Source organism: Marinomonas sp. SBI8L, assembly GCF_001624705.1.
GTDB lineage: Bacteria > Pseudomonadota > Gammaproteobacteria > Pseudomonadales > Marinomonadaceae > Marinomonas.
On sequence record NZ_JSEO01000010.1, the window covers coordinates 115,365 to 141,513 of the forward strand.

Sequence of the window (26,149 nt, forward strand, 5' to 3'; positions counted from 1 at the left end):
CGAGCCTTCTCGCCATGGAGATATGAATGTCGTTTAACGTAAATAACCTTATCGGTAATTTTATCGATAACAAAATGATAGCGGTTGAATCCGATAGAAAAGCTAATGTATTTAACCCTGCAACAGGCGAAATTAGTCGTCAGGTTACGCTTAGTAGCGTGAAAGAAACACAAGATGCCATTGCTTCTGCTGAAAAGGCATTTGAAACCTGGTCACAGGTAACGCCGCTAAATCGCGCACGAATTTTATTTAAATTTAAAGCGCTTGTTGAAGAAAATAGTCATGAATTGGCCGAACTAATTTCCTCAGAGCATGGCAAGGTGTATTCAGATGCACTTGGCGAATTAACCCGTGGTTTAGAAGTAGTTGAGTTCGCCTGTGGTATTCCTCATCTACAAAAAGGTGAGCATAGCCTTAATGTTGGACGTGGTGTTGATAGTTACAGCTTAATGCAGCCATTAGGTGTTTGTGCTGGTATCAGCCCATTTAACTTCCCCGCTATGGTACCTATGTGGATGTTTCCTGTCGCCATTGCCTGTGGTAATACCTTTGTTATGAAACCGTCTGAAAAAGACCCAAGCACCATAATGCGTTTAGCTGAATTATTAAAAGAAGCGGGCTTGCCAGATGGGGTTTTCAATGTGGTAAATGGTGATAAAGAATCAGTAGATGTGTTACTCACTGACGATCGAATTGAAGCCGTTAGTTTTGTTGGCTCAACTCCCATTGCTGAATACATTTATGCGACCGCAAGTGCCCATGGCAAAAGAGTACAAGCATTAGGTGGTGCTAAAAATCATATGTTAGTCATGCCAGATGCTGACCCGTCACAGGTTGTTAACTCATTAATGGGTGCAGCATATGGTTCTGCTGGTGAGCGCTGCATGGCAATTTCGGTTGCAGTATGTGTTGGTGATGAGGTGGCAGATAACCTTATCAATACTTTGAAAGACAGCATTGCAACCATGACAGTTGGGCCTGGCCTATTTAAGCAATACGGATTAGAACAGGAACCTCATATGGGGCCTTTGATCTCTAATGAGCATGCTCAAAAAGTTCGTGCTTATATAGATTCTGGTGTTGAGCAGGGCGCTAAACTAGTTGTTGATGGTCGTGACTTTATTTGTGATAAACATGAGAAAGGCTATTTTGTTGGCCCAAGCTTGTTTGATCAGGTGACCTCAAATATGCGTATTTACCAAGAAGAAATTTTTGGCCCTGTGTTATGTGTCGTTCGTGTTGAAAGTTATGAAGAGGCGCTAGCGCTAATCAACCAGCATGAATATGGTAATGGCACGGCTATTTTTACCCGTGATGGTGATACCGCGAGACAATTTACTGAGAAAGTTCAGGTCGGTATGGTTGGTGTGAATGTTCCAATTCCAGTGCCTATGGCCTTTCATAGTTTTGGTGGTTGGAAGCGCTCTTTATTCGGTCCTTTACATATGCATGGACCTGATGGCGTACGTTTTTATACTCGTATGAAAACGATTACAGCGCGCTGGCCAACAGGCTTAAGAGCGGGTCCAGAGTTTTCTATGCCAACAATGAAATAATGTCTGATTAAGGAAAAAGGGAAGGCTTTAAAACACTCGCCTTTCCTTTTTAAAGGTATGTATGTCTTATTTATTGAGTAAAAACAAAAAAAACGATAACAACGGCTTGATTCAAAAAGTGACACCACAAAGTGCGAACTGGAAGTACGTGGGATTTGAAGTGCAAGCGCTTGCAAAAAGTGACTCTATTAACATAGAATCACTTAGCGATGAGATCTGTGTTGTGATTTTATCTGGGAAGGTTGATGCAAGTACTCGTACTGAGAGTTGGCAGAATATTGGTGAACGTATGAGTGTTTTTGAGAGAAAAGCGCCTTACTCAATTTACTCCCCCGCTGATGATTTTGTGTCTTTAACGGCATTAACTGACGTTGAAGTTGCTATATGTCGTGCACCGGGTAAAGGTGGTTATCAAGCAAAGCTTATTACGCCAGAGCAATGCCAGTATGAAACTCGAGGTATCAATACTAACACTCGACATGTATGTAATATTTTATTCGCCAATGAACCAGCAGATAGTTTATTAGTATGTGAAGTGATTACGCCAAGTGGTAATTGGTCTAGTTATCCTCCCCATAAGCATGATACGGATGCTGCACCAACAGAAACTCAGTTGGAAGAAACCTATTATCATAAAATTGATCCGCCACAAGGGTTTGTATTTCAAAGGGTTTATAACGATGACAGAAGTTTAGATGAAACTATGTCGGTTGAAGATGGTGATCTGGTAATGGTGCCCGAGGGCTATCATCCCGTTGGCGTTCCTCATGGTTATCAATCATATTATTTGAATGTCATGGCGGGACCAAGTCGTAATTGGATCTTTAATAATGATCCTGATCATGAGTGGATCATTGCTCAAGATATATAAAAAATAACCCTATGATTCACTCGTAGTGAAAACAAAAATAATACTTTAAGGACGACTACAATGCTTACTTTTGCCTTATTCGGTGCCGGTAGAATCGGCAAAATGCATGCTGAAAATATTCATGCATTCGCTCAATCAGAAATCAAATATGTATTTGATGTTTATACCCCAGCAGCACAAGAGGTCGCAGATCAAACGGGTGCTATTGTTGCTGATAATGTGGATATTGCTTTGGCTGATCCTGAGGTAGATGCCGTATTAATCGCAACCAGTACGGACACGCATGTAGGCTTAATCATCAAAGCTGCCAAGGCTGGTAAAGCAATCCTTTGCGAAAAACCAATTGATCTTGATACAAGCAAGGTAAACCAATGCCTTGAGGAAATTAAAGATTGTAACGTGCCGATCCAAATTGGCTTTAACCGTCGTTATGATCCGAGTCACAGTGCTGTTGCTAAAGCCGCTAAAGATGGCAGTATTGGTACACTAGAGCAGTTAATTATCACTAGCCGTGATCCTGGTATGGCGCCGGTTGAATATCTAAAATCATCTGGTGGTATTTTCAGAGATATGGTGATTCATGACTTTGATATGGCGCGTTTTGTTCTAGGTGAAGAAATTGTTGAATTACAAGCTTTTGGTAGCGCGCTAGTTGATGAAAAGATCACGGAAATTGGTGATGTTGACAGTGTTATGCTGGTAATGAAAAGCGAATCAGGCAAACTAATTCATATTAATGGCTCGCGCAGAGCAAGCTATGGTTATGATCAAAGAGTGGAAGCTTTTGGCTCTGAAGGTATGGTGATCTCCAATAACCAAACCCCGACTTCGGTAACACGCTATTCGGCTGATAAAACCAATGAAAAAGACCCATTGTATAACTTCTTTATTGATAGATATGAAGCCGCTTATAACCTTCAGCTTACTTCCTTCATTGAAAATGTATTAGCAAAGCAAGCTGTATCACCTAGCTTTGAAGATGGCAAAAGAGCTCAAATGCTGGCTGATGCGGCCCAGAAATCATTAGAAACAGGTCAAGTCGTGAAGTTGTAAGGGAGATGTTTTCTTAATACAACTGGATGATATTTCAACTAGATGTTAGTTTGCGTGCTTGTTTCGACTAGCACGCAATTTTGAAGTTTCATATAGAAAGCTCTAAGCTATAGTGGTTGTGTTATTAGAGCTGACCAAAGCATTGAGTGAAGGAAAAATATTTTGGTTTGAATTGTTTGTCCGTGAATTAACAAAGGGTTATTGTTTATTCTAATAAATATTAATCGGATTAATTTATGAACCTTAAGTTTCTACTGCCTAAGTGTCTGATTTTTTCACTTCTATCTTTCTTTGTTCTAATTAGCCAAAATATCTCAAACGCCTCAGAATACACAGCCCAAGCAAAGGCAACACCTCCCTATAAAGTCGCTATGTTCTATCCTAGAGATGCACCATTTTGGACAAACTTTATTAATTTAATGAATGAAGCTGCGCTTGATTTAGGTATTGAGTTACAAACTTTTTCTGCCAAGGGCAATAGAATTCTAATGAAACAACAGTTTATGTCTGTTTTAGAAGGGGAGAATAAAGTTGATGCTGTTATTTTTAACAATTATAAAAACTCAGCGGCTCAATTTATTAAGCTTGCGAATGAGGCCAAGGTATATTCATTCTTAGTAAATAGTGCCATGACGGCAAAGATAAGCAATGAGATGGGCTTGCCAAGAGAAAAATACCCTTATTGGGTAGGACAAATGTACCCTGATGAAAAGGGTGCTAACCAAAGAATCACCAATATATTAATTGATGATGCTAGAGATAAATACCCAGAGCAAGAGGTCAATATTATTGGTATCAATGGTCCTATTTCTTCTGGGGCAGCCATCATGCGGCTTGATGCTTTTAAAGAAGCGGTAGAACAACACAAAAATGTAAAATTACACCAAGTTGTGAATGTAGAGAGTTGGGATGAAACGGAAGCAAGTATTAAGTTTCAAGCGCTAATGAAGCGTTATAAACAAACTCATATCGTATGGGCTGGCAGTGCTAGATTAGTTGATGGGGTTCTCATGGGAGAAAAGTCATTAGGTTTAACCGCTGGAAATGATTATTTTACAGGGGGCGTTGGGTTTAAAAAGTCTATGTTAGACGCTATTCAAAAAGGTCAGGTTAGTGCTGCAGCTGGTGGCCATTATATTGAAGGGGCTTGGTCATTGGTGCTTATTTTTGATTACTTATCAGGTGAAGACTTTGTTGACCATGGTGTCGAGTTATTAACACCCATGGGGCTAGTCACTAAAGAAAATGTGCAGCTTTATATTGATAATTTGACCCAAGAAAAATGGACTAAGAACAATCTAAGAAAAATCAACTTTAGACAATACTCAAAAGTCATTAACCCTGAGTTGGATGAATATCAATTTAATTTTGATTCAATCATTTTCCAATTATATTAAGTGCTAATTTCATCAAATTAGTTAACTAATACCCTAAATTCCTTTGAAACTATCTTTTTATCAGAAGTGATTTTTATTGATATTTGTTAGCTTTTTTATCAAAACGATTCATACCTCCTTTCTGATTTTTAGCATTAATATCTAACTTCTACATAAATATTTTCTTCATAAGTGACTGATTAAAAAGAATAAAAATAAAACCCCTGTTGTGAGTAAGGCTATTTACTCATTGACCGTTAGACTATGGTCGAGTTGTCGAACTTAAGCTTCATGACCATGATGAAGCAATCGAGGTTATCCAAAAGGGTAACCCATTCATGACATGTTCAAAAAAGATAATAAGGGAACAAGTATTATGAGTTATGACAGCGAATATCAAGCCTCAATCGAAAATCCTGACGTTTTCTGGAAAGAAAAAGCAGATCAACTAGATTGGTTCAAGAAACCAAATACTATCTTAGCTAAAGACGAAAATGGCCTAGATAGATGGTTTGTAGATGGTGTGATGAATACCTGTCATATGGCACTTGATTACCATGTTGAGCAAGGTCGCGGTGATCAAATTGCTATTCATTATGATTCACCTGTTACTGATACAAAAGAATCCATTAGCTATAAGGATTTACGAGATCAAGTTGCACTTTTTGCTGGAGTACTTAGAAAGCAAGGAGTGAAGAAAGGGGATAGGGTTCTTATCTATATGCCTATGATTCCACAAGCCAGTATTGCCATGTTGGCATGTGCGAGATTAGGCGCAGTTCATTCGGTCGTATTTGGCGGCTTTGCCCCACATGAACTGGCTATTCGTATTGAAGATGCCACACCTGATGTCATTGTCTCAGCAAGTTGCGGTATTGAAGTTAGCCGAGTTATAGACTACAAGACATTACTAGATAAAGCGGTTGAGCTGTCTAGCCATAAAATTAAACATGCGATTATTTGGCAACGTCCTGAATCGGTAGCAAACCTTATAGAAGGTAGGGACATTGACTGGCAACTAGCATTGGAAACCGCGCAAGAAGCAGACTGTATTCCTGTGTTATCAACTGATCCTCTATATATTTTATATACCTCAGGTACAACAGGACGTCCAAAAGGCGTTGTTCGAGATAATGGCTCTCACGCTGTTGCAATGAAATACTCAATGAAAGCCATTTACGACATGGAGCCGGGCGATGTGTTTTGGGCGGCTTCAGATGTTGGCTGGGTGGTTGGGCATTCATATATTGTTTATGCCCCTCTGATTCAAGGTTTAACCAGTGTTTTATATGAAGGCAAGCCAATTGGTACGCCTGATGCGGGCGCATTTTGGCGAGTCTGTGAAGAGTATGGTGTCAAAGCACTGTTTACTGCTCCAACAGCTTTTAGAGCCATTAAAAAAGCAGATCCAGATTCGTTATGCTTAAAGCCGTATGACCTTTCAAACCTAAAAGCTATTTTCATGGCAGGTGAGAGGCTTGATCCTGCAACGTATCATTGGGTTAAAGACTTGCTTAATGTGCCAGTAATTGACCATTGGTGGCAAACAGAAACAGGATGGGCTATTTGCGGAAATTTAATGGGTGTTGAACTGAAAGAGGCGAAAGCAGGTTCGGCCACTCAACCCGTACCTGGCTTTAATGTGAAGATCTTAGATGATGAAGGTAATGAAGTCGGCGCAAATGTGCAGGGTAATGTGGCCCTAAAACTGCCATTACCACCGAGTTGCTTAGCCACTATTTGGGGGAATCATGACAGGTTTGTGGATGGCTACCTAAAAACATTTGACGGCTATTATACCAGTGGCGATGGCGGTTATATTGATGAAGATGGTTATGTTTTTATCATGGGGCGTACAGATGACATTATCAATGTTGCAGGACATAGATTAAGTACGGGTGAAATGGAAGAAGTGATCGCCTCTCATCCTGATGTTGCAGAATGTGCGGTTATTGGAATTAAATGTGATATTAAAGGGCAAAAACCTTTGGGTTTAGTCTTGCTTAAAGATGGTGTTCAGAAAAATGAAAATCAACTTGAAGCCGAACTAGTTTCGAATGTAAGAAGTGAAATTGGGGCTGTAGCAAGCTTTAAAGAAGCGAAAGTTGTACAAAGGTTACCCAAAACACGAAGTGGTAAAATACTGAGGAAGCTGATCCGTCAGATTGCGGATGGAGAAGAATTTAGTATTCCTTCAACAATTGATGACCCTGCAAGCTTAACTGAAATTGAGAGTGTGCTTTGTGCGCGTTAATAAAATAAGCTGATTAATAATGCTTATAGTTGGCCACTATAAGCATTTTTTTTGCTCTAAATTTATGACATAGCATTCATTTGTGAGATCTTTTATATTGAATACAATACCTTAGAGATATGTGAAGTTAACTCGTAATGTTAAAAAACAGGGACTTTAAATGATAGATTTACGCTCAGATACAGTAACCAAACCCACTCAGGCTATGTTAGATGTCATGTTCAGCGCTCAAGTTGGTGATGACGTTTATGGTGATGATCCAAGTGTTAATAAGCTTGAGGCTTGGGCAGCTGAGCGTCACGGTTTTGAGGCCGCTCTTTTTTGTAGTTCAGGGACTCAAGCTAATCTACTGGCTTTAATGGCGCATTGTGAAAGAGGGGATGAATACCTTTGTGGGCAACAGGCCCATAATTATATGTTTGAAGGTGGTGGTGCTGCTGTTTTAGGTTCAATTCAACCCCAACCCATTGAGAACGAATCGGATGGAACGCTTTGCTTTAAGAAATTGAAAGCCGCTATTAAGCCAGATGATTCACACTTTGCTAAAACTCGTTTGTTGAGCTTAGAAAATACAATTAATGGCAAGGTCATTCCACTTAGTTACTTACAAGAAGCACGTCGCTTTGCTGATGAAAACACGTTAAATCTACATCTAGATGGAGCAAGAGTTTATAACGCAAGCACAGCGTTAGATATAGATATTAAAGAGATAACCCAATGCTTTGATTCAGTATCAATATGCTTATCTAAGGGGTTAGGTGCTCCAGTTGGTTCCTTGTTATTAGGTAATCAGTCTCTTATTAATAAAGCTAGACGCTGGCGAAAAGTGCTGGGTGGCGGCATGCGTCAAGCTGGCTATCTTGCTAAAGCTGGTTTGTATGCTCTGCAAAACAATGTATCTAGGTTACAAGAAGATCATGATAATGCCCGTTACCTCGCTGAGTCTCTTAACAAATTAGATGCTTTCAATTTGAATACTGACTTTGTTGAAACCAACATAGTCTTTACCAAGGTCAGGGATGATGTTGATCAAGATGAGCTAGTGGCGTTTTTGAAGCAGAATAAAATCATTGTGAGTAAAGGCCAACCGATGCGTTTTGTTGCTCATAATGGTATTAGCCGTGAAGATGTCACCCGCTTGATTGATCTTTTAAAACAATATTTTTCATAGAAAAACATCCTTATTAAAGGGGAGTCTGCGTAGGCTTTCCTTTCTCTTCTTGTCTGACAATTTGATTCAATTAGGTCAAATTTTGCTCATTCTGAAATTTGATTCATATTACAAAAACGGCTTGTTAAGGACATAGAGCTAATTAATCTAGTCCATTCATTAGTGCTTATTTCTTGGTTAATAAATTAGAAAGTCAATTGGTTTAATTTATATAAATAAAGTTTTAAGCTGATGATTTATAAAGATTAAATAATCATTCTTCATTTCAAATTTATAACTTCTATTTTTAATTATTTGACTTTAAAGCAAGGAAAATAAACTTGTACTAAGCAGAAGAAATGTGCAAAAAATTAGTAAATGCGTATCACTTGATGAAAAATTAATCACACAAAACCTTAATGTGAAATTTATTTTGCTAATGGGGCTATGATGTCTTAGTTTGACAATGTATCCTGATCTCATTATTTCAATATCGCAATAATTGAAATTTAGTTATTAATTATGTTTTTTGTGAATACCACAGGTCTTATTTAATAACGATCTCTTCTATTTTACTCAAGAAGAGGGCAACCAAGCTCATAGTTTGAATCCAGTTTATACCTTGAGTTTGAAACATATATGAGGCTGCTATGCACCTTAATAAAAATAAAAGACTAACCTAGCTACCAAATTGGCTTAATTGGATATCAAGCAAGTTAGAAGCAGAATCCAATTCCAAATATGTTCATTAAAGAGGACTGTTCGTTATGATCAGCAGCAATTCCGAACCTAATTCAATACCTTCCAATTTTTTGGAGCGTTTTTTCAAACTTAAACAACACGGCTCTAACGTAAAAAATGAGATGATTGGTGGTATCACTACTTTTGCTACCATGGCATACATTATTTTTGTTAACCCGAGCATTATGGCTGCCTCAGGCATGGACCATGGTGCTGTGTTTGTTGCCACTTGCATCGGAGCCGCTATTGGTTGTCTTTTGATGGGGTTGTTTGCAAATTGGCCAGTTGGATTAGCGCCAGGTATGGGCCTTAACGCCTTTTTTGCTTTTACTGTCGTTGGTGAGATGGGTTATAGCTGGGAAGTGGCTTTAGGTGCAGTATTTCTCTCAGGTGTTATTTTTGTGGCCATGAGCTTTTACCGTGTTAGAGAATGGATTATAGAAAGCATTCCACAAAGCTTACGTTTTGCTATGACAGCGGGTGTTGGACTTTTCCTTGGGTTGATTGGGCTTAAAGGGGCTGGCATTGTTGTTGATAACCCTGCCACGCTTATATCTATGGGTGATTTTACTCAACCAAGTGCATTACTAGCAGGTGTTTGCTTTCTTATTATTGCTGTACTGAGCGAACGTAAGGTTTTTGGTGCCGTACTCATTGGTATTATTAGTGTCACTTTGGTTGGACTTGGGTTGGGAATTGTTGAGTACAATGGTATTTTCTCGGCACCACCTAGTATTGCTCCAACCTTTATGGCGATGGATATTATGGGGGCTTTAAACATCTCCATGGTGAGTGTCATTTTAGCCTTTCTTTTCGTTAATATGTTCGATACGGCTGGCACCTTAATGGGAGTTGCTGATAGAGCTAATCTAATAGATCCAGAAACCAATAAAATTCAGGGGCTAAGTAAAGCGCTTAAAGCAGATAGTGTTGCAAGTGTTGCGGGTGCGTGTGTAGGTTGTCCGCCTGTCACAAGTTATCTTGAAAGTGCTGCAGGTGTCGCTGCGGGTGGTCGTACTGGTCTTTCTGCTTTAGTTATCGGTGCTCTGTTCGTTTTAGCAATATTCTTATCCCCTTTAGCTGCAATGATTCCTGCTTATGCCACAGCGGGTGCGCTTATATATGTCGCTTTCGTTATGATTAGTAGCTTGCAGCATGTAAACTGGCGTGATTTTACTGATTCAGCACCTGCTGCTATCACCGCATTTATGATGCCTTTAACCTTCTCAATTGCTAACGGTATTGCCTTAGGCTTTATCACTTATACCGTACTAAAACTTGCTACAGGAAAATCAAAAGATGTTTCTGTTTGCATGTATGTTCTGACCTTAGTGTTTGTCGCTAAGCTTATGTTTTTATAAAGTTATTTAGTATCACTGAAAGCCCTTTAACTTAGGTTAAAGGGCTTTTTTTGTTTAAGTATGTAGGAAAACTGAAAAAAAATTGTGTGAAAAGAGGTAATTGACTAATTGTTACATTGTTTAGCTGGTCTATATCCTTAATAATGTCCCAATCATTTATAAGGTTTTATTATGAAAATATGGGTAGATGCGGACGCCTGTCCCAATGTAATTAAAAACATTCTATTTAAAGCGTCAGAGCGTACCAAAATAGCGTGTATTCTAGTGGCAAATCAAAAAATTAATACACCACCTTCTGCTTTTATATCGAGCCGACAAGTGAGCCAAGGGTTTGATGTGGCAGATGACTATATTGTTCAAAACATTGAAGCAGGTGACTTAGCTATTACAGCTGATATTCCCCTTGCCGCTGAAATCATAGATAAAGATGCCACAGCGATAAATCCTAGGGGAGAGATTTATACTAAGGAAAATATTAAACAAAGATTGGCCATGCGAGACTTTATGGAATCAATGCGTAGCTCTGGCATACAATCAGGTGGACCTGCTGCTTTTAGCCAGCAAGATAGAATGGCTTTTGCTAATTCGCTTGATAAGTTATTGGCCAATAAGGTTAAATAAATATGAGGGTGAATTGGTCGAGCGGTTAATATCACCCCATAAATAAAAAGAAAATTCAGCTAATAGCTTTTACTAGAGCTCATAAACCGAAAGTTATTTGCTGAATTTTATTGAGGATTAGTTATGAAACGCATAGTTGTAGTAGGTGGAGGCGCCGGTGGCCTTGAGCTTGTTACCCGATTGGGGCACAAGTTTGGTAAAACACGGCAAGCCGAAATCATTCTAATAGATAAAAGTCGTACTCATATATGGAAGCCTTTATTGCATGAAGTTGCGACAGGTTCTCTAGATATCAATACTGACGGCATTAGCTATCGTGCGCATTCAGCAAAACATTACTATCAGTTTCAACTTGGTTGTATGAATGGTATGGATGCTTCTAGAAAAGTGATCAAACTAGATGCATTGAATGATGATGAAGGGCATGAACTCTTGCCAGAAAGAGAGCTTAGCTACGATATTGTCGTATTAGCCATTGGTAGTGTGAGCAATGACTTTGGTACTCCAGGCGTTGCTGAAAACTGCTACTTCTTAGACTCTCATAAACAAGCTGAGCGCTTCCAACAAGCGTTATTGAATCAGTTCTTACGCATACAACAAGGAACGGATGAAGAGAACTTAAAACTCTCAATTGTAGGTGGCGGTGCGACAGGCGTTGAGTTATCGGCAGAGCTTTATCATGTTGCTGATCTGTTAAAAGCGTATGGTATGCCTGCGGTTTCAGCTAAACGTTTAGAAGTGGAGTTAATTGAAGCTGGTCAGCGCATTCTTCCAGCGTTACCTGATCGGATTGCAAATAGCGCCAGATCAGAACTGTCTCGTCTTGGTGTAAAGGTATCTGAATCAAAACGCATTATTCGTGCGGAAAAAGAAGGCTTCATTACAGCTGATGAAACCCTTATTAATGCGGATATGATGATTTGGGCTGCTGGTGTGAAAGCACCTGATTTTGTTGCACAACTAGAGGGGTTTGAAACAAACCGGAATAACCAAATTCTAGTTAGGCCAAGTTTACAGTCTCAGTCTTTCGATAATGTGTATGTGATTGGCGATTGTTGTGCTTGTGTGCAACCGGATGGTAGTTTTGTGCCACCAAGAGCTCAGTCTGCCCACCAGATGGCAAGCATGGTATTTAAAAACATCCAAGCCAGCTTCAGAGGGGAGCCGCTGCAAGATTATCTTTATAAAGACCATGGCTCCTTAGTGAACTTAAGCCGTTATAGTACGGTTGGAAGCTTAATGGGGAATTTGACAGCAGGCTCTATGTTTGTAGAAGGGCGTATTGCACGCTTAGTATATGTGTCTTTATACCGATTACACCTCATAGCTATTCATGGGTGGACGAAAGCCATGATAATCATGGCCGCTCAGAAAATTGGTAAAGTGGTTAAGCCTAAAATGAAACTTCATTAAAGGCTGATTATCACCTATCTAAATTTCGTTTATCTAAATAAATACGAGGTAAGTTCTTTACCTCGTATTTACCCTCCAACGCTAGCTATTGCTGCTTCTTCAATGGTTTCTTCCTCATCCATTTGCTTACTCTTACAATGGATTTTGATGCTTTCTCTCTGACGATCATGCTTATTTGATTGAGCGTGATCATTAACGACATCGGCGATAACGCAGGTATTAGCAAATAAACTGATAATCCCACCGTGTGCATTGACTGACGCTTTATATTGACCACCTGGAAGGCTTGGTGGCAAAGGACATAATTTGATATCAAAATTTAGAGCGAACTGGAAAGTATTGTCAGAAGTATTTAATGCAATTAAAGTCTCGTGATTTTCAAAAGTCCGAATAAAAATCAAACTCTTGTCATCGCTATGTATAAACTTGATATCACCAGAAATGAGCTCGGGCCTTAATTTGCGGAAATGCAAAAAATCCTGATAAGCCGTTAAAGTTGAGCCCGAATCATCTTCTTGTTTAGTGACATTGTTATCTATATGTTCGGCCGAAACGGGGAGCCAAGGTGTTGTTGAGGAAAAGCCGCCATTTTTTGAACCACTCCAAGGAATTGGTGTGCGACAACCGTCTCGACCTTTAAACTCTGGCCAAAAGGCGATACCAAAAGGATCAACTAATTGCTCGAAAGTAAGCTCGGCTTCTTTTAAACCTAATTCCTCACCTTGATACAAACAAATACTGCCGCGTAGGCACAAAAGCATAAGCATGAAAACCTTTGCTTGATTAGGATCTTGATTCCCTGATCCCCAGCGGCTAGCAACACGTTCTACATCATGGTTGCCAATTGACCAGCAAGGCCAGCCATCACCAAGAGCGTGTTCTATTGTCTCTATGGTGTGGCGGATATGATTCATTGAATTATCTTTGGTTAAAAGATCGAAGGAGTAACACATGTGAAGCTTGTCTTGACCTTGGGTGTATTCGGCCATGGTTTTTAAGGAAAAGTCACAGCCGACTTCGCCAACTGTTGTTGTACCTGGGTATTGATCCAATAAAGTCCGTAACCTTTTTAAAAAGCTGATATTAATAGGTTGAGATTTATCATAAAGGTGAAGTTGATAAGCGTAAGGATTATCAGGACGAACACCTATTCCGCCTTCTTCTATGATTTCTCTTGCAGGATTATCTTTCAATTCAATGTCATGATAATAAAAGTTGGCCGTATCTAATCTGAATCCATCTACTCCACGCTTAAGCCAAAACTCAACGGTATCAAGAAGGGCGTCAACAACATCAGGGTTATGGAAGTTTAAATCAGGCTGACTATCTAGAAAATTATGTAGGTAGTATTGACGGCGGCGGCTATCCCAATGCCAGGCGGGTCCACCAAAGACTGAAAGCCAATTATTGGGTACACTGCCATCAGGCTTAGGGTCTTGCCATACATACCAGTCATGTTTGTCGTTGGTTTTATCTTTACGAGACGCTGTAAACCAAGGGTGGGCATCAGAACTGTGATTTAATACCTGATCTATGATGATTTTAAGTCCAAGAGAGTGGGCTTTAGATATCAAATTATCAAAATCAGTTAATGTGCCAAACATAGGATCGACATCACAATAATCACTAACATCATAGCCAAAGTCTTTCATGGGCGAGGTGAAAAAGGGCGATAGCCAAACTGCATCCACGCCTAGGCTTGCAATATAATCCAGTTTTTCAGTGACGCCAGGTAGGTCACCAATGCCATCATTGTTAGAGTCAAAAAAGCTTCTTGGATAAACTTGGTAAATTACGCAACCACGCCACCATTGTGTATTCAATTCATTCATTTCTCTTATCCCTAAATCATGATGTAAATAATATATTGATAGTAAAAACCGAGTTTGTTTACGAATTAAGACGCATTATGAGCTTTAACGCAAATTCGTCTTCAGCTAGGGGGTCTGTGAATAAGGTCTCCCGTATCAGCATATGCTATAAGCGACTAGATTTATGGTGCAGAGCGCAACTTAGGAGTGACTTTATTGATAAGGCCCTAAAGATAATAGTAGCGCTTTTAGAAAATTAACTTCGGGTCTTCAAGAATACTTAAACGGTATTCATGGAAAATAACACCCTGCCTTGTCACTTTTCGAAAGGTAGCTAGATTAAGTCAAAGTTTTACTTTTTTGAGAAAACTGAGATGGGGTGGCTTAATCGCTGCTTCCTTAATAAAAACACTATAAATTTAAATTATTACTAAGATTAGATTAGTTGTGCCGCCCTTGATGGGGTAAAATAATCTATTAATCGTCTGTTACATTCATCAAGTGTTCTTAACCAAAAGTACAAGATGATTGCCTTGTTTGGAAAACATTATGTTCTCAGCCCGCTCACGTCATATTGCATGGCCCTTATTTAATTTCTATTTCTTTTTTTGCGCCATGATAGGTGTGTTTATGCCTTATATGTCAGTGTACTTTAAGTCGATAGGGTTTAATGGCACGCAGACTGGCCAATTACTTTCGCTGGTGACACTGTCTACCATTGTCGCACCGCATTTTTGGGGTTGGTTAACAAACACCTTAGGTTTACCTAAAAGGGCTCTGCAAATAGCGGTTATCGGTGCTTGCATCATGGCTATCTGTATGAACTTTGTTGAAAGTTATCAGGCTTTTTGGTGGATAATGCTGTTATATGCTGTCTTTTTTTCTGCCTTAACACCACTTAGTGATACTTTAACCTTGAGAAGTATTCGCAACCTTAATGTTCCTTATACAAGAATACGTGTCGGGGGCTCGATCGGTTTTATCGTTGCCGTAACTTTTGCTGGTTATCTGATTGAATCATTCGGACCGGTTGTTATTTTACCGAGTCTGACGGCTTTCTTACTTATCGCTGTACTGACAAGTTTTTATATCTATGAGCAACCAATAGATACCAATATTAAAAAGAATAAAGGCGACTTTGTTAATCTGATTAAAAATAGAGAAGTGATTTTCTTTTTGATTCTCGCATTTTTATCTTTTATGGCTCATGCACCATTTAACGTGTTTTTTGCTGTGCATTTAACGAATGCAGGCTTTAGTGGTGATCAAGTTGGGCTATTAATTGCCTTTGGTGTTTTAGTAGAGATCTTTGTTTTTATTTTCTTAGGAAATTTTTTCGCACGGCTTAATGTTGTATACCTAATCGCATTCTGTTTCATTTCTGGAATAGTGCGCTGGTATTTAATTGCTTGGTACGCAGACAATGTGATGATTGCACTTTTTACTCAATTGCTGCACTGCATTACTTTTGCCACTTTCCATATGGTATCTATCGCTCAGATAAATCGATTATTCCCAGAGCAATATGCTGCTCAAGGACAAGCTATGTATAGCGGCTTTGCAATTGGTTTAGGTGGTGGTGTTGGTATGGTTGGTTCAGGGTATCTATGGGATTGGTTTGGCGGGGAATGGACTTTTGCCGCAGCATCAATCGTAAGTCTCATTGCCCTGATTGTATTGATTATTAGCCAAAGAGTGCGTTAACTATCATGACCATGAGATATCTCTTTTTCCAGTAAAGACATCATGGCAGCAGCGCTACGACTTAATGTTCTTTGTTTGTGATAAATTACGCCTAGTCGCCTTTCTAGAATGAGGTCATTGGCAGCAAGTACCTTATGATGTTGATTTACTAAAGTTGAGGGGAGTAAAGACCAACCCCAACCAATGGAAACTAGCATGGTCAGCGTATCAAAATTGTTGGTACTCATTCTGACATTGGGTTTTAAACCCTGGCTCCCAAGCACCTTATCTACCATCTGTCTGGTAAAAGTATTTTGATCTGGTAATACACACGGCATGCTAGCCAATGCTTCTATATTAACTTCTTGGTTTGTTTTACTTTCATTGGTTGCCAGTTCGTGATCTTGCCCAACAACTAACATGAGAGGGTCTGACCAAATGGGTATCGACTCTATCATTGGATTTTCATCGTTCGATAGGGTAATGACGGCAATTTCTGTGTCACCCTTTAATACTTGTTGGTAAGCATCTTCTGATTGCGTGAAATCAATTTCGATTAATACATTTGGGTAATCATTCTGATATTGCTTCAGCGCTTTAGGTAGCCTGTGTAAGCCAATATGATGACTTGTCGCCATTTTTAATTCGCCGGTTATGACTTCATCTTGAGTTGTTAAACTTCGTTTAATATCACGAATGTCAGCAGTAATCTTTTTAGCTTTGGGTAATAGTTGATGGCCAGCTTCTGTCAGTTGTATCTGGCGACCAATACGATCAAAAAGCTTTAGCTCTAAACTGGCTTCTAAAGCGGCAATGCGTTTACTAACTGCCGGTTGAGTGACAAAGAGTTGTTCTGCAGCATCAGAAAATGAGGCGGTTTCTGCAACCTTTATAAAAGTCAGTAATTCTGAGATTTCCATTTGTCTATTTTCCCGAGTTCAGAGAGTCAAAATGCCAATTGAATTTGTCAATTTTGGTTTGATTTGCTCATAAATTAATCATTAATCCATCTATTCCAAAAAATAATCCAAAACATGAAAAATATGAATTTGAGTAATTTAGACATAAGCAGTAGGATTACGCAATCAGTTATGCAGGAGAGAATTCAATGTCAACGAAAACCTTATATGACAAGTTATGGGACCAACATCTTGTTAAGCAAAGAGATGATGGTAGTGCGTTAATTTATATCGACTTACAACTTCTACATGAAGTGACATCACCACAGGCTTTTGAAGGTTTACGTATGGCAAACCGTAAGCCTTGGCGTATCAGTGGTAACTTAGCTACTCCTGACCATAATGTTCCGACTACTAAGAATGAGCGTCGTGAAGGGGTTAATGGTATTGCTGATCCTGTATCAAAGATTCAGGTAGTTACATTAGATGAAAACTGTGATGAATTTGGTATTACTGAATTCAATATGATGGATGAACGTCAAGGTATTGTGCATGTTGTTGGGCCAGAACAAGGTGCGACATTACCTGGAATGACAGTGGTATGTGGCGATTCACATACTTCTACCCATGGTGCATTTGGTGCATTAGCCCATGGTATCGGTACTTCTGAGGTTGAGCATGTTTTAGCAACTCAATGTTTAGTTCAGAAAAAGAATAAAAACATGTTAGTTCGAGTGGATGGCGAACTATCACCTTATGTTTCTGCAAAAGATGTTGTACTTGCCATTATTGGTGAAATTGGTACGGCTGGTGGTACAGGTTATGTTATCGAATTTGGCGGTACAGGTATCCAAAGTCTTTCTATGGAAGGCCGTATGACTGTCTGTAATATGGCAATTGAAGCCGGTGCGCGAGTTGGTTTAATTGCAGTAGACCAAACAACAATCGATTATGTTGAAGGTCGTCCATATGCGCCAAAAGGCGAACAGTGGGATCAAGCTGTTGAAGCATGGAAAGATCTTGTGTCTGATGAAGGCGCACATTTTGATAATGTTGTTGTTCTTAAGGCTGAAGATATCAAGCCTCAAGTTACCTGGGGTACATCACCAGAAATGGTTATCGCAATTGATCAAGCCATTCCACGCTCTGAAGATCAAACTGATCCAGTGTTAAAAGAAGGTTATGCACGTGCATGGAAATACATGGGGTTAGAAGGGAAGTCAGTATTGGCTGACATTACCTTAGACCGTGTTTTCATCGGTTCTTGTACTAACTCTCGTATCGAAGATCTACGTATTGCCGCAGAAGTTGTTAAAGGTCGCCAAGTAGCAGAAAGCTTGAAACAGGCAATTGTTGTACCTGGTTCTGGTTTGGTTAAAGCGCAAGCAGAAGCTGAAGGTTTAGATGAAATCTTTACTCAAGCTGGTCTTGAATGGCGTGAGCCAGGCTGCTCAATGTGTCTTGCTATGAATGCTGATAAGTTAGGTAACGGTGAACATTGTGCTTCAACATCAAACCGTAACTTTGAAGGTCGTCAAGGCTTTGGTGGACGCACGCACTTGGTGAGTCCAGCTATGGCAGCTGCCGCAGCAATTGCTGGCCACTTTGTTGACGTTAATGAATTAGTAAAACACTAGGAGACAATTATGCGCGCTTTTACACAACACCAAGGCATAGTTGCCCCATTAGATTTAGCGAATGTTGATACGGATATGATCATTCCAAAACAGTTCCTAAAATCTATCAAAAGAACGGGTTTTGGTAAGAACTTGTTTGATGAATTACGTTATGAAGATGAAGGTCAGCCTGATCAAGAATGTACAGGGCGTCCATTGCGTGAAGACTTTGTGCTAAACCAAGCCAAATATGCAGGCTCAAGTGTTTTACTAGCCCGCCGTAATTTTGGTTGTGGTTCTTCTCGTGAACATGCACCTTGGGCCTTAGATGACTACGGTTTTAGAGTTGTCATTGCTCCAAGTTTTGCTGATATCTTCTTCAATAACTGCTTTAAAAATGGCCTTTTGCCAATCCAGCTTAGTGAAGAAAATGTAGAGCAATTATTTCAAGAAGTTGCTAACGAAGATGGTTATGCATTGTCTATTGATCTTGAAGCCCAAACAGTTACTACACAATCTGGTACAAGCTTTAGCTTTGACGTAGATGATTTTAGAAAGCACTGCTTGTTGAATGGTTTAGATGATATTGGTTTAACACTACAAGACCAAGATGCGATTAAATCTTACGAAGCAGAGCGTCAGCAATCAGCTCCATGGTTGTTTGTAAACAAAGGTTAATTAAATTTATTTAAAGCGTCCATAGGGCGCTTTTAGGGAATGATTATGTCTAAAAATATTCTAATTTTGCCAGGTGATGGCATAGGTCCAGAAATTGTTGCACAAGCGGTTCGTGTACTTGATCATGTAAATGACGCTTTTTCATTAAATCTGGCTCATGAAACAGCTCTAGTGGGTGGATCAGCTTACGATGAAACAGGGTCTCCGCTGCCAGAAGTGACATTAGACAAAGCAAAAGCCGCTGATGCTATATTGCTTGGCGCTGTAGGTGGTCCTAAGTGGGATGGTTTAGACATGGCTGTTCGACCTGAAAAGGGTCTACTAGGTTTACGTTCAAATCTAGAGCTTTTTGCTAACTACCGCCCTGCGATTTTGTACCCTCAACTAGCTGAAGCATCTAGCTTAAAACCTGAAATTGTTGCTGGCTTGGATATTTTAATTGTACGTGAATTAACAGGTGGCATTTACTTCGGTCAACCTCGTGGTATCCGTACTTTAGAAAATGGTGAACGCGAAGGATATAACACCTACGTTTACTCTGAATCTGAGATTCGTCGTATCGCTCATTCTGCTTTTGAAGCTGCTCGTCAACGCGGTAAGCGTGTGTGTTCTATTGATAAATCTAACGTACTTGAAGTGACAGTACTTTGGAAAGAAATCATGGAAGAAGTGGCAAAAGAGTACCCAGATGTCGAATTAAGCCATATGCTAGTAGATAATGCTGCAATGCAGCTTGTTAAGGCACCAAAACAGTTTGATGTAATGGTCACTGGCAACATGTTTGGTGATATCCTATCTGATGCCGCTGCTATGCTAACTGGCTCTATCGGTATGCTTCCATCAGCGTCATTGAATTCTAAAGGTCAAGGCATGTATGAACCTTGCCATGGCTCTGCACCAGATATCGCAGGCCAAGGTGTTGCAAACCCATTGGCGACGATTTTATCTGTTGCTATGATGTTGCGTTATTCACTAAATGAGAAGCAAGCTGCTGACGCTATTGAAGCGGCGGTAAGTAATGTATTAGACCAAGGCCTTCGTACGGGTGATATTGCCTCAGAAGGTTGCACAACAGTTGGTACACAAGCAATGGGTGACGCAGTACTTGCGGCACTATCCGCCTAGGGATTTAAAAACAGTCGTTTTTAATAATGGTAAAAAGACCATTTGGGTATTGTTAACCAATACCCACTATAGGCATAAACGGGTTAATACTGCTCTTGGTATGAGTGGGCCCATCACAAAAAGGTAATAAAAATGTCAAAACTTACAGTTGGTTTAGTTGGTTGGCGCGGAATGGTTGGTTCTGTGTTGATGCAAAGAATGCAAGAAGAAAGAGACTTTGATCTAATTGATCCTGTTTTCTTCACCACATCACAAAAAGGTCAAGAAGGCCCTGATATTGGAAAAGACATTCCATTATTGCAGGATGCTATGAGTATTGAAGACCTTCAAAAAATGGACGTTATTATTTCATGCCAGGGTGGTGATTATACTAAAGCTGTTTTCGGGCCTTTGCGCGAAGCCGGTTGGAAAGGTTATTGGATTGATGCTGCTTCTTCTTTGCGAATGAAAGATGACGCCATTATCGTACTTGATCCTGTCAATAAAGACGTTATTAAAAACGGTCTTAAAGATGGTGTTAATACCTTTGTTGGTGGTAACTGTACTGTAAGTTTAATGATGCTTGCCCTTGGTGGTATGTTTGAAAAAGGTCATATCGAATGGATGACTTCAATGACTTATCAAGCAGCCTCTGGTGGTGGTGCACGTCATATGCGTGAATTGATCAATCAAATGGGTCAACTTAAGCATAGCGTTTCTGATCAATTACAAGATCCAGCTAGTGCAATTTTGGATATTGACCGACAAGTTACTCAAACAATGCGTTCTAAAGAAATGCCGACAGATCAGTTTGGTGTGCCTTTAGCAGGTAGTTTGATTCCTTGGATTGATAGCCAACTTGAAAATGGCCAAAGCCGTGAAGAGTGGAAAGCACAAGCTGAAACTAACAAGATTTTAGGTAATTCTGGTGAGCCAATTCCTGTAGATGGTTTATGTGTTCGTATCGGTGCAATGCGATCTCACAGCCAGGCTTTCACTATCAAGCTGAACCAAGATATTCCAGTTTCAGATATTGAAGGCATGTTAGCTCAGCATAATGATTGGGTGAAAGTTGTACCTAATGATAAAGAATTAACAATGGCACAATTAACACCAACAGCAGCGACTGGCACACTAGATATTCCTGTAGGCCGAATTCGCAAACTTAATATGGGGCCTGAGTACATCAGTGCTTTCTCTGTTGGCGACCAGTTGCTTTGGGGTGCTGCAGAACCATTAAGAAGAATGCTTCGTATTGTGTTAGAAGCTTAATTTTCTTATTTTAAAAAGAAAGCCAATTAGTTGATTCTAGTTGGCTTTTTTTATATCTCAAATTTCTTCGAGACACTTTTAAAAAATACTTTTAATCTCTAAAACTGTCCAATAAATGCAAATTTGCCTCCTATAATGAAAAAATAAATTTTATTAAGGGGGAGTGTATGGTGCTTGAAAGGAGCATATACATATCGCAATTCGTCCTATTATCTGGGCTCGCTTTATTTATAGGCAACCCCGCAATTGCTGAAATTGATAACGAAGAGTTTGAGTTGTTAAATGATAGTGGTTCTGTAACGCTAGCCGATAGTATTGAGCCGAAAGATAATATTGACGTTGTGATAAACGCCGCAGATAAAGATGGCGAAGCTTTAGATGAACCTCTAGTGGAAGAGGGGGTATACCAAATAAAGTTTGGTGGATGGTCTGATCACTATATATCCGGTAATGCATCGAATTATGACTTCAATGAAAGTCATGAAGGTTTGGGTTTTGCCTATTCGTACTATGACGAAACAAGTGAACGCTTTTTCAATGGTTACAATTATGAATTTTGGTATATGAAAGACTCATTTTACAAAGATAATATTCAAGCCAGTTATGGGATTTTTCATCGGAAATTACTAGATAATTGGGGGGTTAAAAGCATTGATGTAGGGATCAACTTTGCTGCGATTAGCAGAAGTACAGCAGATATTGATACAAATACAGCCGAGCTTAAAAACCATGAAAGACTTCATACTTTGATGCTTATTCCTTCGTTAAGCGTCTATACCAAATATAAGTTCCATCTAGATTTTGTGTTTTTACCTGCGATTCCAAATGTCTCTGACTATAGTGTACTTTTCTTTAGAGCTGGCTTTAATCTATAAATTAGCGGCCTTGCAAAGATAGGTGTGCGCCATTCTATTTTTTGTGCCAGCTTAAGGGCTAATTAGTAGGTGAGGTCTTTTGCTTCTCCTTTTGTTCTTGTTTAGTTTAAATAAATGAAGGACAGCCAAGGTTCAGGTACGTATAATCAAAATGTATACATTTGCATGTAGCATACTCTTTATTATTCCATATAGGTTTTTATCATTTTGGCAGAACTAAGGCTGTTTTTTAGCTATGTATTAGTGCATAAGTACTCATATTTACTGGGTATTGCCTTCTTATTTTCGACAAACTGGCTCGCGGTTAATATTCCAATTTATATTGGTAATAGCATTGATATCCTGACAAAGATGACATTAGACCGGTATGATTTACTAGTTTCGAATATTTATTATGTTATTGGTTTTGCTTTACTGATGATGCTAAGCCGTACCATTTCTAGAATGTTGTTTTTTAATCCGGGACGATTGGTCGAAAAGGAAATTAAAAATCACGCTTTTACTAAGCTTACCCAGCTGCAACAAGGGTTTTACCAAAAAAATCCTGTCGGTGGTCTTATTTCAATCGTAAATAACGACATTAATGGTATTCGTGCTATGGCAGGTGTTGGCATGATGAATATTTTTAACATCATGTTTACCTTATCTATGACACCGTTAAAAATGTGGCAGATCTCACCAAGTTTAACCCTTTATTGCTTAGCGCCCATCATATTGTCATTTTTTATCGTTAATCATGCCATTAATAAAATGCGCCAATTACTTAAAGAAAGAATGCATCACCTTCAGTCATTATCGACTCAGACAGTGAATTATCTAAATGGCGTAGAGGTGATTAAGTCTCATCAAATACAGCCTTGGGTTGTTGATAAATTTGATGAAGATAACCAAGCTGTTTTAGATCTCTCTATCAGGCAACTTCGCATTCGTAGCTTTTTTATTCCTTTATTGGAGTACACAGATGCGGGCGTAAAAATATTAATCTTGTCTTTGGGCGGATTAATGCTAATCAGGTCAGAGTTAACTTTAGGGCAGATAACCGCCTTTCTAACTTATGCTGCATTATTTGCTATGCCTATGATGTCTCTTGGAAGGTTGATGGCCACGATACAAATGGGGTTAGTTAGCCTTAAAAGTATGTCTAGAATTTTATCTGAAGAAACGAAAATTGATGAAGGTTTGAATAAGTCAGCTGAGTTCAAAGAAGTCATCAAGGTGAGAAATTTAAATTTCTCCTATCCTGATCTCTCTATACCTTCCACAGAAGAAAGTGATAAAGCCAAAAAGCAAATACTTAAAAATATTAACTTTGAAATCTTTAAAGGAGAGAAAGTTGCTTTGTTAGGTCGAGTTGGTAGCGGTAAGACAACCTTAGTGAATTGCCTTAACCACTTTAATGAAGTCGATAAAGCGTCGATTTATATTGATGATATAGATATTACTAAAATCACTAAACAAGCGCTTAGGCAGCTTGTAAGAACGGTAACTCAAGACCCTTTTCTATTCTCAGATACCTTAAAAAATAATATTGAATTTGGAGCTGAAGAGCAAAAAATCAAACAGCCAATTAATCAAGTGTTAAAGCAAAGTGCAATGGCACAAGAAGTTCAAAACTTTAGCCAAGGTTTAGAAACGATAGTAGGGGAGAAAGGGATTCTATTATCGGGTGGTCAAAAGCAGCGGATCAGTTTAGCGCGTGGTATCTATACCCATAGCGAGCTTTTGATTTTAGATAATGTGCTATCAGCTGTAGATAATGAGACCGAAAGGTTCTTGTTAAATCAGCTATTAAGTAAAGAGAACGAATTAAGTTGTTTGATTGTGTCTCATAGACAGGCAGTTCTTGAAAGAGTGGATAAAATTTTAGTTATGGAAGAAGGTGAAATTGTGGCAATTGGTAGTCATGCAAACCTGATGCAGGAATCTGAATTTTATAGGAACACTTGGCAATCATTACAAACAGAAGAAAATGTTGGAGCTGCCCTTGTCTAAATTTAGCTGGTTAGGGGCTTTTGCGCACTTCCTGCCTTTTATTAAAGCCTATCGAAAAGATTATATTTTAGGGCTTTTGCCTGTACCCATTTCGGTATTTTGCAATATTGCGTTTCCTTGGCTGATTATTCAAATTATTGACCAGCAATTGGTTTTGAAGCAGTGGGAAGGAATGAGTTATTGGACAAGCCTTATTGTGCTTGTTCTTATCTGTAATTATTTATCAAGTTCTTTCTATAACTACTTTGTTCAAAAAGCCGCTTTGCAAACGATTACCGATATACGTAAGGACCTTTTCGATCGTGTTTTGCATTTTCCGAAATCATTTTACGATAAAACCCCAATGGGAAGTGTATTGACACGAATCACTAGTGATCTAGAGGCGATTACTGAGTCTCTAGCGTCTGGGGTTCTGGCAATGGTTAAGGATGTTCTAGTTACCATTGCACTCTTTATTTTCTTAGCCAGTATTAGTTGGAAACTAACATTGCTGACTTTGATTATTGCGCCACCTATGTATTGGATTACAAGTCGTTTGAGACGTAGCCTGCAAAAGTCTCAGCTTGGGTCTAGGCGTGTTTTGTCGAAAAGTACGGGGTATTTGCAAGAAAGCTTACAGGGGATTAAAACGGTTCAGTTATACAATGCTGAGAGTGAGAGCCAAAGCAAATATCAAGGTTTTACTAAGATTTTCTTTAAGCATCAGTCTAAATCTAACTTGATTGATGCAAGTCTTTTTTCGATTATTGAAGGCATTACAACCATTAGTATGGGCCTTATTATTTGGTATGGTGCGAATGAAATTCTGTTAACCTCATTGTCAGTGGGGGTCTTAATTGGCTTTATACAAACACTAGATAAAATATTTGTACCTATCCGTGATTTCACTTCGCAAATCGCCTCTATTCAAAGAGCTGTTGCCGCTTTAAACAATATAGAAGGGCTTTATCTACAAGAAACTGAATCATCCAATAATAAAGTGACAACTTCAGAAGAAGGGTTTAATGGACGTGAGTTTCAAAGCCTAGTTTTTGACAATGTTTTTTTCAGGTACAAACAGGATATGCCATATGTGTTAAACGGAGTATCTTTTAACTTGAATAAAGGTGAGAAAATAGCGCTTGTCGGTAGCACTGGTTCGGGTAAGTCAACCATTATCCGCCTTTTAACGAAAGTCTATGTTGGTTATGAGGGCAGCATTAAACTTAACGGATTTGAACTAAAAGATATCAATAAAAACCAATTAATGGACTTTTATTCTTTGATGCAGCAGGAAGTGTATCTTTTTAATGAAAGCATCGAATTTAACATTTCCTTAGCAAGAAAAAATATCAGCCTTGATAAGGTCAAAGAAGCTGCTGAATATGTATTTGCAGATGGTTTTATTCGTTCATTACCTAGCGATTATCAATTTCAAATTACAGATAATGGTGGCAACTTATCAGCTGGTCAAGGCCAGTTAATTGCGTTCGCAAGAGCAATGGCAACACAAAGCCATCTTGTGTTACTGGACGAGGCGACAAGCTCAATCGATTCAGTTACAGAACAGATGATTCAAAAGGCAATTGAGCAGGTGTTTAAAGAGAAAACCCTTATCGCAATTGCTCATAGATTAAGTACTATTCAAAACTCGGATCAGATTCTGGTGCTAGATAAAGGTAAGGTAATAGAAGTCGGTGACCATAAGAGCTTAGTTAAGTTAGAAGGAACCTACGCAAATTTGGTAAATGCTGAGAAAAAATAAAATTACATTTTTTGAAGATTTCTTTCATTATTCGAGCTAGATATCATTCCATTATGTTCTATATTTCTAGAGAGTCATT

General features: G+C 39.1%; 19 protein-coding genes. 17 read left to right on the forward strand and 2 right to left on the reverse strand.

Annotated elements, in window-relative coordinates; translation table 11 throughout:
• Positions 1–26: 26 nt before the first annotated feature.
• The 9 genes from OA91_RS15735 (at position 27) to OA91_RS15775 (ending at position 12,396) form a co-directional block, all read left to right on the forward strand.
• Positions 27–1,556 (forward strand): CoA-acylating methylmalonate-semialdehyde dehydrogenase, encoded by a 1,530-nt coding sequence (locus tag OA91_RS15735; RefSeq protein ID WP_063339491.1) that lies wholly within the window; start codon positions 27–29, stop codon positions 1,554–1,556.
• A 61-nt stretch (positions 1,557–1,617) separates the two neighbouring features.
• Positions 1,618–2,427 carry a 5-deoxy-glucuronate isomerase gene (gene iolB, locus OA91_RS15740; RefSeq protein WP_063339490.1) on the forward strand — a complete coding sequence of 270 codons (810 nt, stop codon included), beginning with the start codon at positions 1,618–1,620 and terminating at the stop codon, positions 2,425–2,427.
• A gap of 60 nt (positions 2,428–2,487) precedes the next feature.
• The gene (iolG, locus tag OA91_RS15745) at positions 2,488–3,480 is read left to right on the forward strand and encodes an inositol 2-dehydrogenase (protein ID WP_063339489.1); all 993 of its coding nucleotides are present in this window, start codon (positions 2,488–2,490) and stop codon (positions 3,478–3,480) included.
• 236 nt (positions 3,481–3,716) lie between these two features.
• Entirely contained in the window at positions 3,717–4,877 is a 1,161-nt protein-coding gene (locus OA91_RS15750) for an ABC transporter substrate-binding protein (RefSeq protein WP_063339488.1), read from the forward strand.
• A gap of 355 nt (positions 4,878–5,232) precedes the next feature.
• Complete coding sequence (locus OA91_RS15755; protein WP_063339571.1) at positions 5,233–7,110, forward strand: propionyl-CoA synthetase; 1,878 nt, start codon at positions 5,233–5,235, stop codon at positions 7,108–7,110.
• 160 nt (positions 7,111–7,270) lie between these two features.
• Positions 7,271–8,281: a low-specificity L-threonine aldolase gene (ltaE, locus tag OA91_RS15760; protein WP_157203869.1), complete on the forward strand. Its 1,011-nt coding sequence runs from the start codon at positions 7,271–7,273 to the stop codon at positions 8,279–8,281.
• Between the two features lie 746 nt (positions 8,282–9,027).
• Entirely contained in the window at positions 9,028–10,362 is a 1,335-nt protein-coding gene (locus OA91_RS15765; protein WP_063339487.1) for an NCS2 family permease, read from the forward strand.
• A gap of 171 nt (positions 10,363–10,533) precedes the next feature.
• On the forward strand, positions 10,534–10,983 hold the full coding sequence (locus tag OA91_RS15770; protein WP_046017988.1) for a YaiI/YqxD family protein: 450 nt from the start codon (positions 10,534–10,536) through the stop codon (positions 10,981–10,983).
• Positions 10,984–11,106: 123 nt separating this feature from the next.
• Entirely contained in the window at positions 11,107–12,396 is a 1,290-nt protein-coding gene (locus tag OA91_RS15775) for an NAD(P)/FAD-dependent oxidoreductase (protein ID WP_063339486.1), read from the forward strand.
• A 68-nt stretch (positions 12,397–12,464) separates the two neighbouring features.
• Here the strand turns inward: OA91_RS15775 and OA91_RS15780 are convergent, their stop codons facing one another.
• Positions 12,465–14,228, reverse strand: a complete 1,764-nt coding sequence (locus tag OA91_RS15780; protein WP_063339485.1) for an alpha-glucosidase — start codon at positions 14,226–14,228, stop codon at positions 12,465–12,467.
• Between the two features lie 528 nt (positions 14,229–14,756).
• Between OA91_RS15780 and OA91_RS15785 the strand changes: the two genes are divergently transcribed.
• Positions 14,757–15,911: an MFS transporter gene (locus OA91_RS15785; protein ID WP_046017985.1), complete on the forward strand. Its 1,155-nt coding sequence runs from the start codon at positions 14,757–14,759 to the stop codon at positions 15,909–15,911.
• Here OA91_RS15785 and OA91_RS15790 read toward each other — a convergent pair.
• Positions 15,908–16,810: a LysR family transcriptional regulator gene (locus tag OA91_RS15790; protein WP_063339484.1), complete on the reverse strand. Its 903-nt coding sequence runs from the start codon at positions 16,808–16,810 to the stop codon at positions 15,908–15,910. The genes OA91_RS15785 and OA91_RS15790 overlap by 4 nt on opposite strands.
• A gap of 188 nt (positions 16,811–16,998) precedes the next feature.
• Between OA91_RS15790 and leuC the strand changes: the two genes are divergently transcribed.
• From leuC to OA91_RS15825, 7 genes are all read left to right on the forward strand, one after another.
• Positions 16,999–18,426 carry a 3-isopropylmalate dehydratase large subunit gene (leuC, locus tag OA91_RS15795; RefSeq protein ID WP_063339483.1) on the forward strand — a complete coding sequence of 476 codons (1,428 nt, stop codon included), beginning with the start codon at positions 16,999–17,001 and terminating at the stop codon, positions 18,424–18,426.
• Between the two features lie 9 nt (positions 18,427–18,435).
• Entirely contained in the window at positions 18,436–19,083 is a 648-nt protein-coding gene (leuD, locus tag OA91_RS15800) for a 3-isopropylmalate dehydratase small subunit (protein WP_063339482.1), read from the forward strand.
• Positions 19,084–19,128: 45 nt separating this feature from the next.
• Positions 19,129–20,208, forward strand: a complete 1,080-nt coding sequence (gene leuB / locus OA91_RS15805; protein WP_063339481.1) for a 3-isopropylmalate dehydrogenase — start codon at positions 19,129–19,131, stop codon at positions 20,206–20,208.
• A gap of 132 nt (positions 20,209–20,340) precedes the next feature.
• Positions 20,341–21,459, forward strand: coding sequence for an aspartate-semialdehyde dehydrogenase (gene asd / locus OA91_RS15810; protein ID WP_063339480.1), 1,119 nt, complete (start codon positions 20,341–20,343; stop codon positions 21,457–21,459).
• Positions 21,460–21,626: 167 nt separating this feature from the next.
• Positions 21,627–22,334: a hypothetical protein gene (locus OA91_RS15815; RefSeq protein ID WP_063339479.1), complete on the forward strand. Its 708-nt coding sequence runs from the start codon at positions 21,627–21,629 to the stop codon at positions 22,332–22,334.
• Positions 22,335–22,541: 207 nt separating this feature from the next.
• Complete coding sequence (locus OA91_RS15820) at positions 22,542–24,326, forward strand: ABC transporter ATP-binding protein (RefSeq protein ID WP_063339478.1); 1,785 nt, start codon at positions 22,542–22,544, stop codon at positions 24,324–24,326.
• The gene (locus OA91_RS15825; RefSeq protein ID WP_231870388.1) at positions 24,319–26,070 is read left to right on the forward strand and encodes an ABC transporter ATP-binding protein; all 1,752 of its coding nucleotides are present in this window, start codon (positions 24,319–24,321) and stop codon (positions 26,068–26,070) included. Before OA91_RS15820 ends, OA91_RS15825 begins: the two co-directional genes overlap by 8 nt.
• Positions 26,071–26,149: the final 79 nt, after the last annotated feature.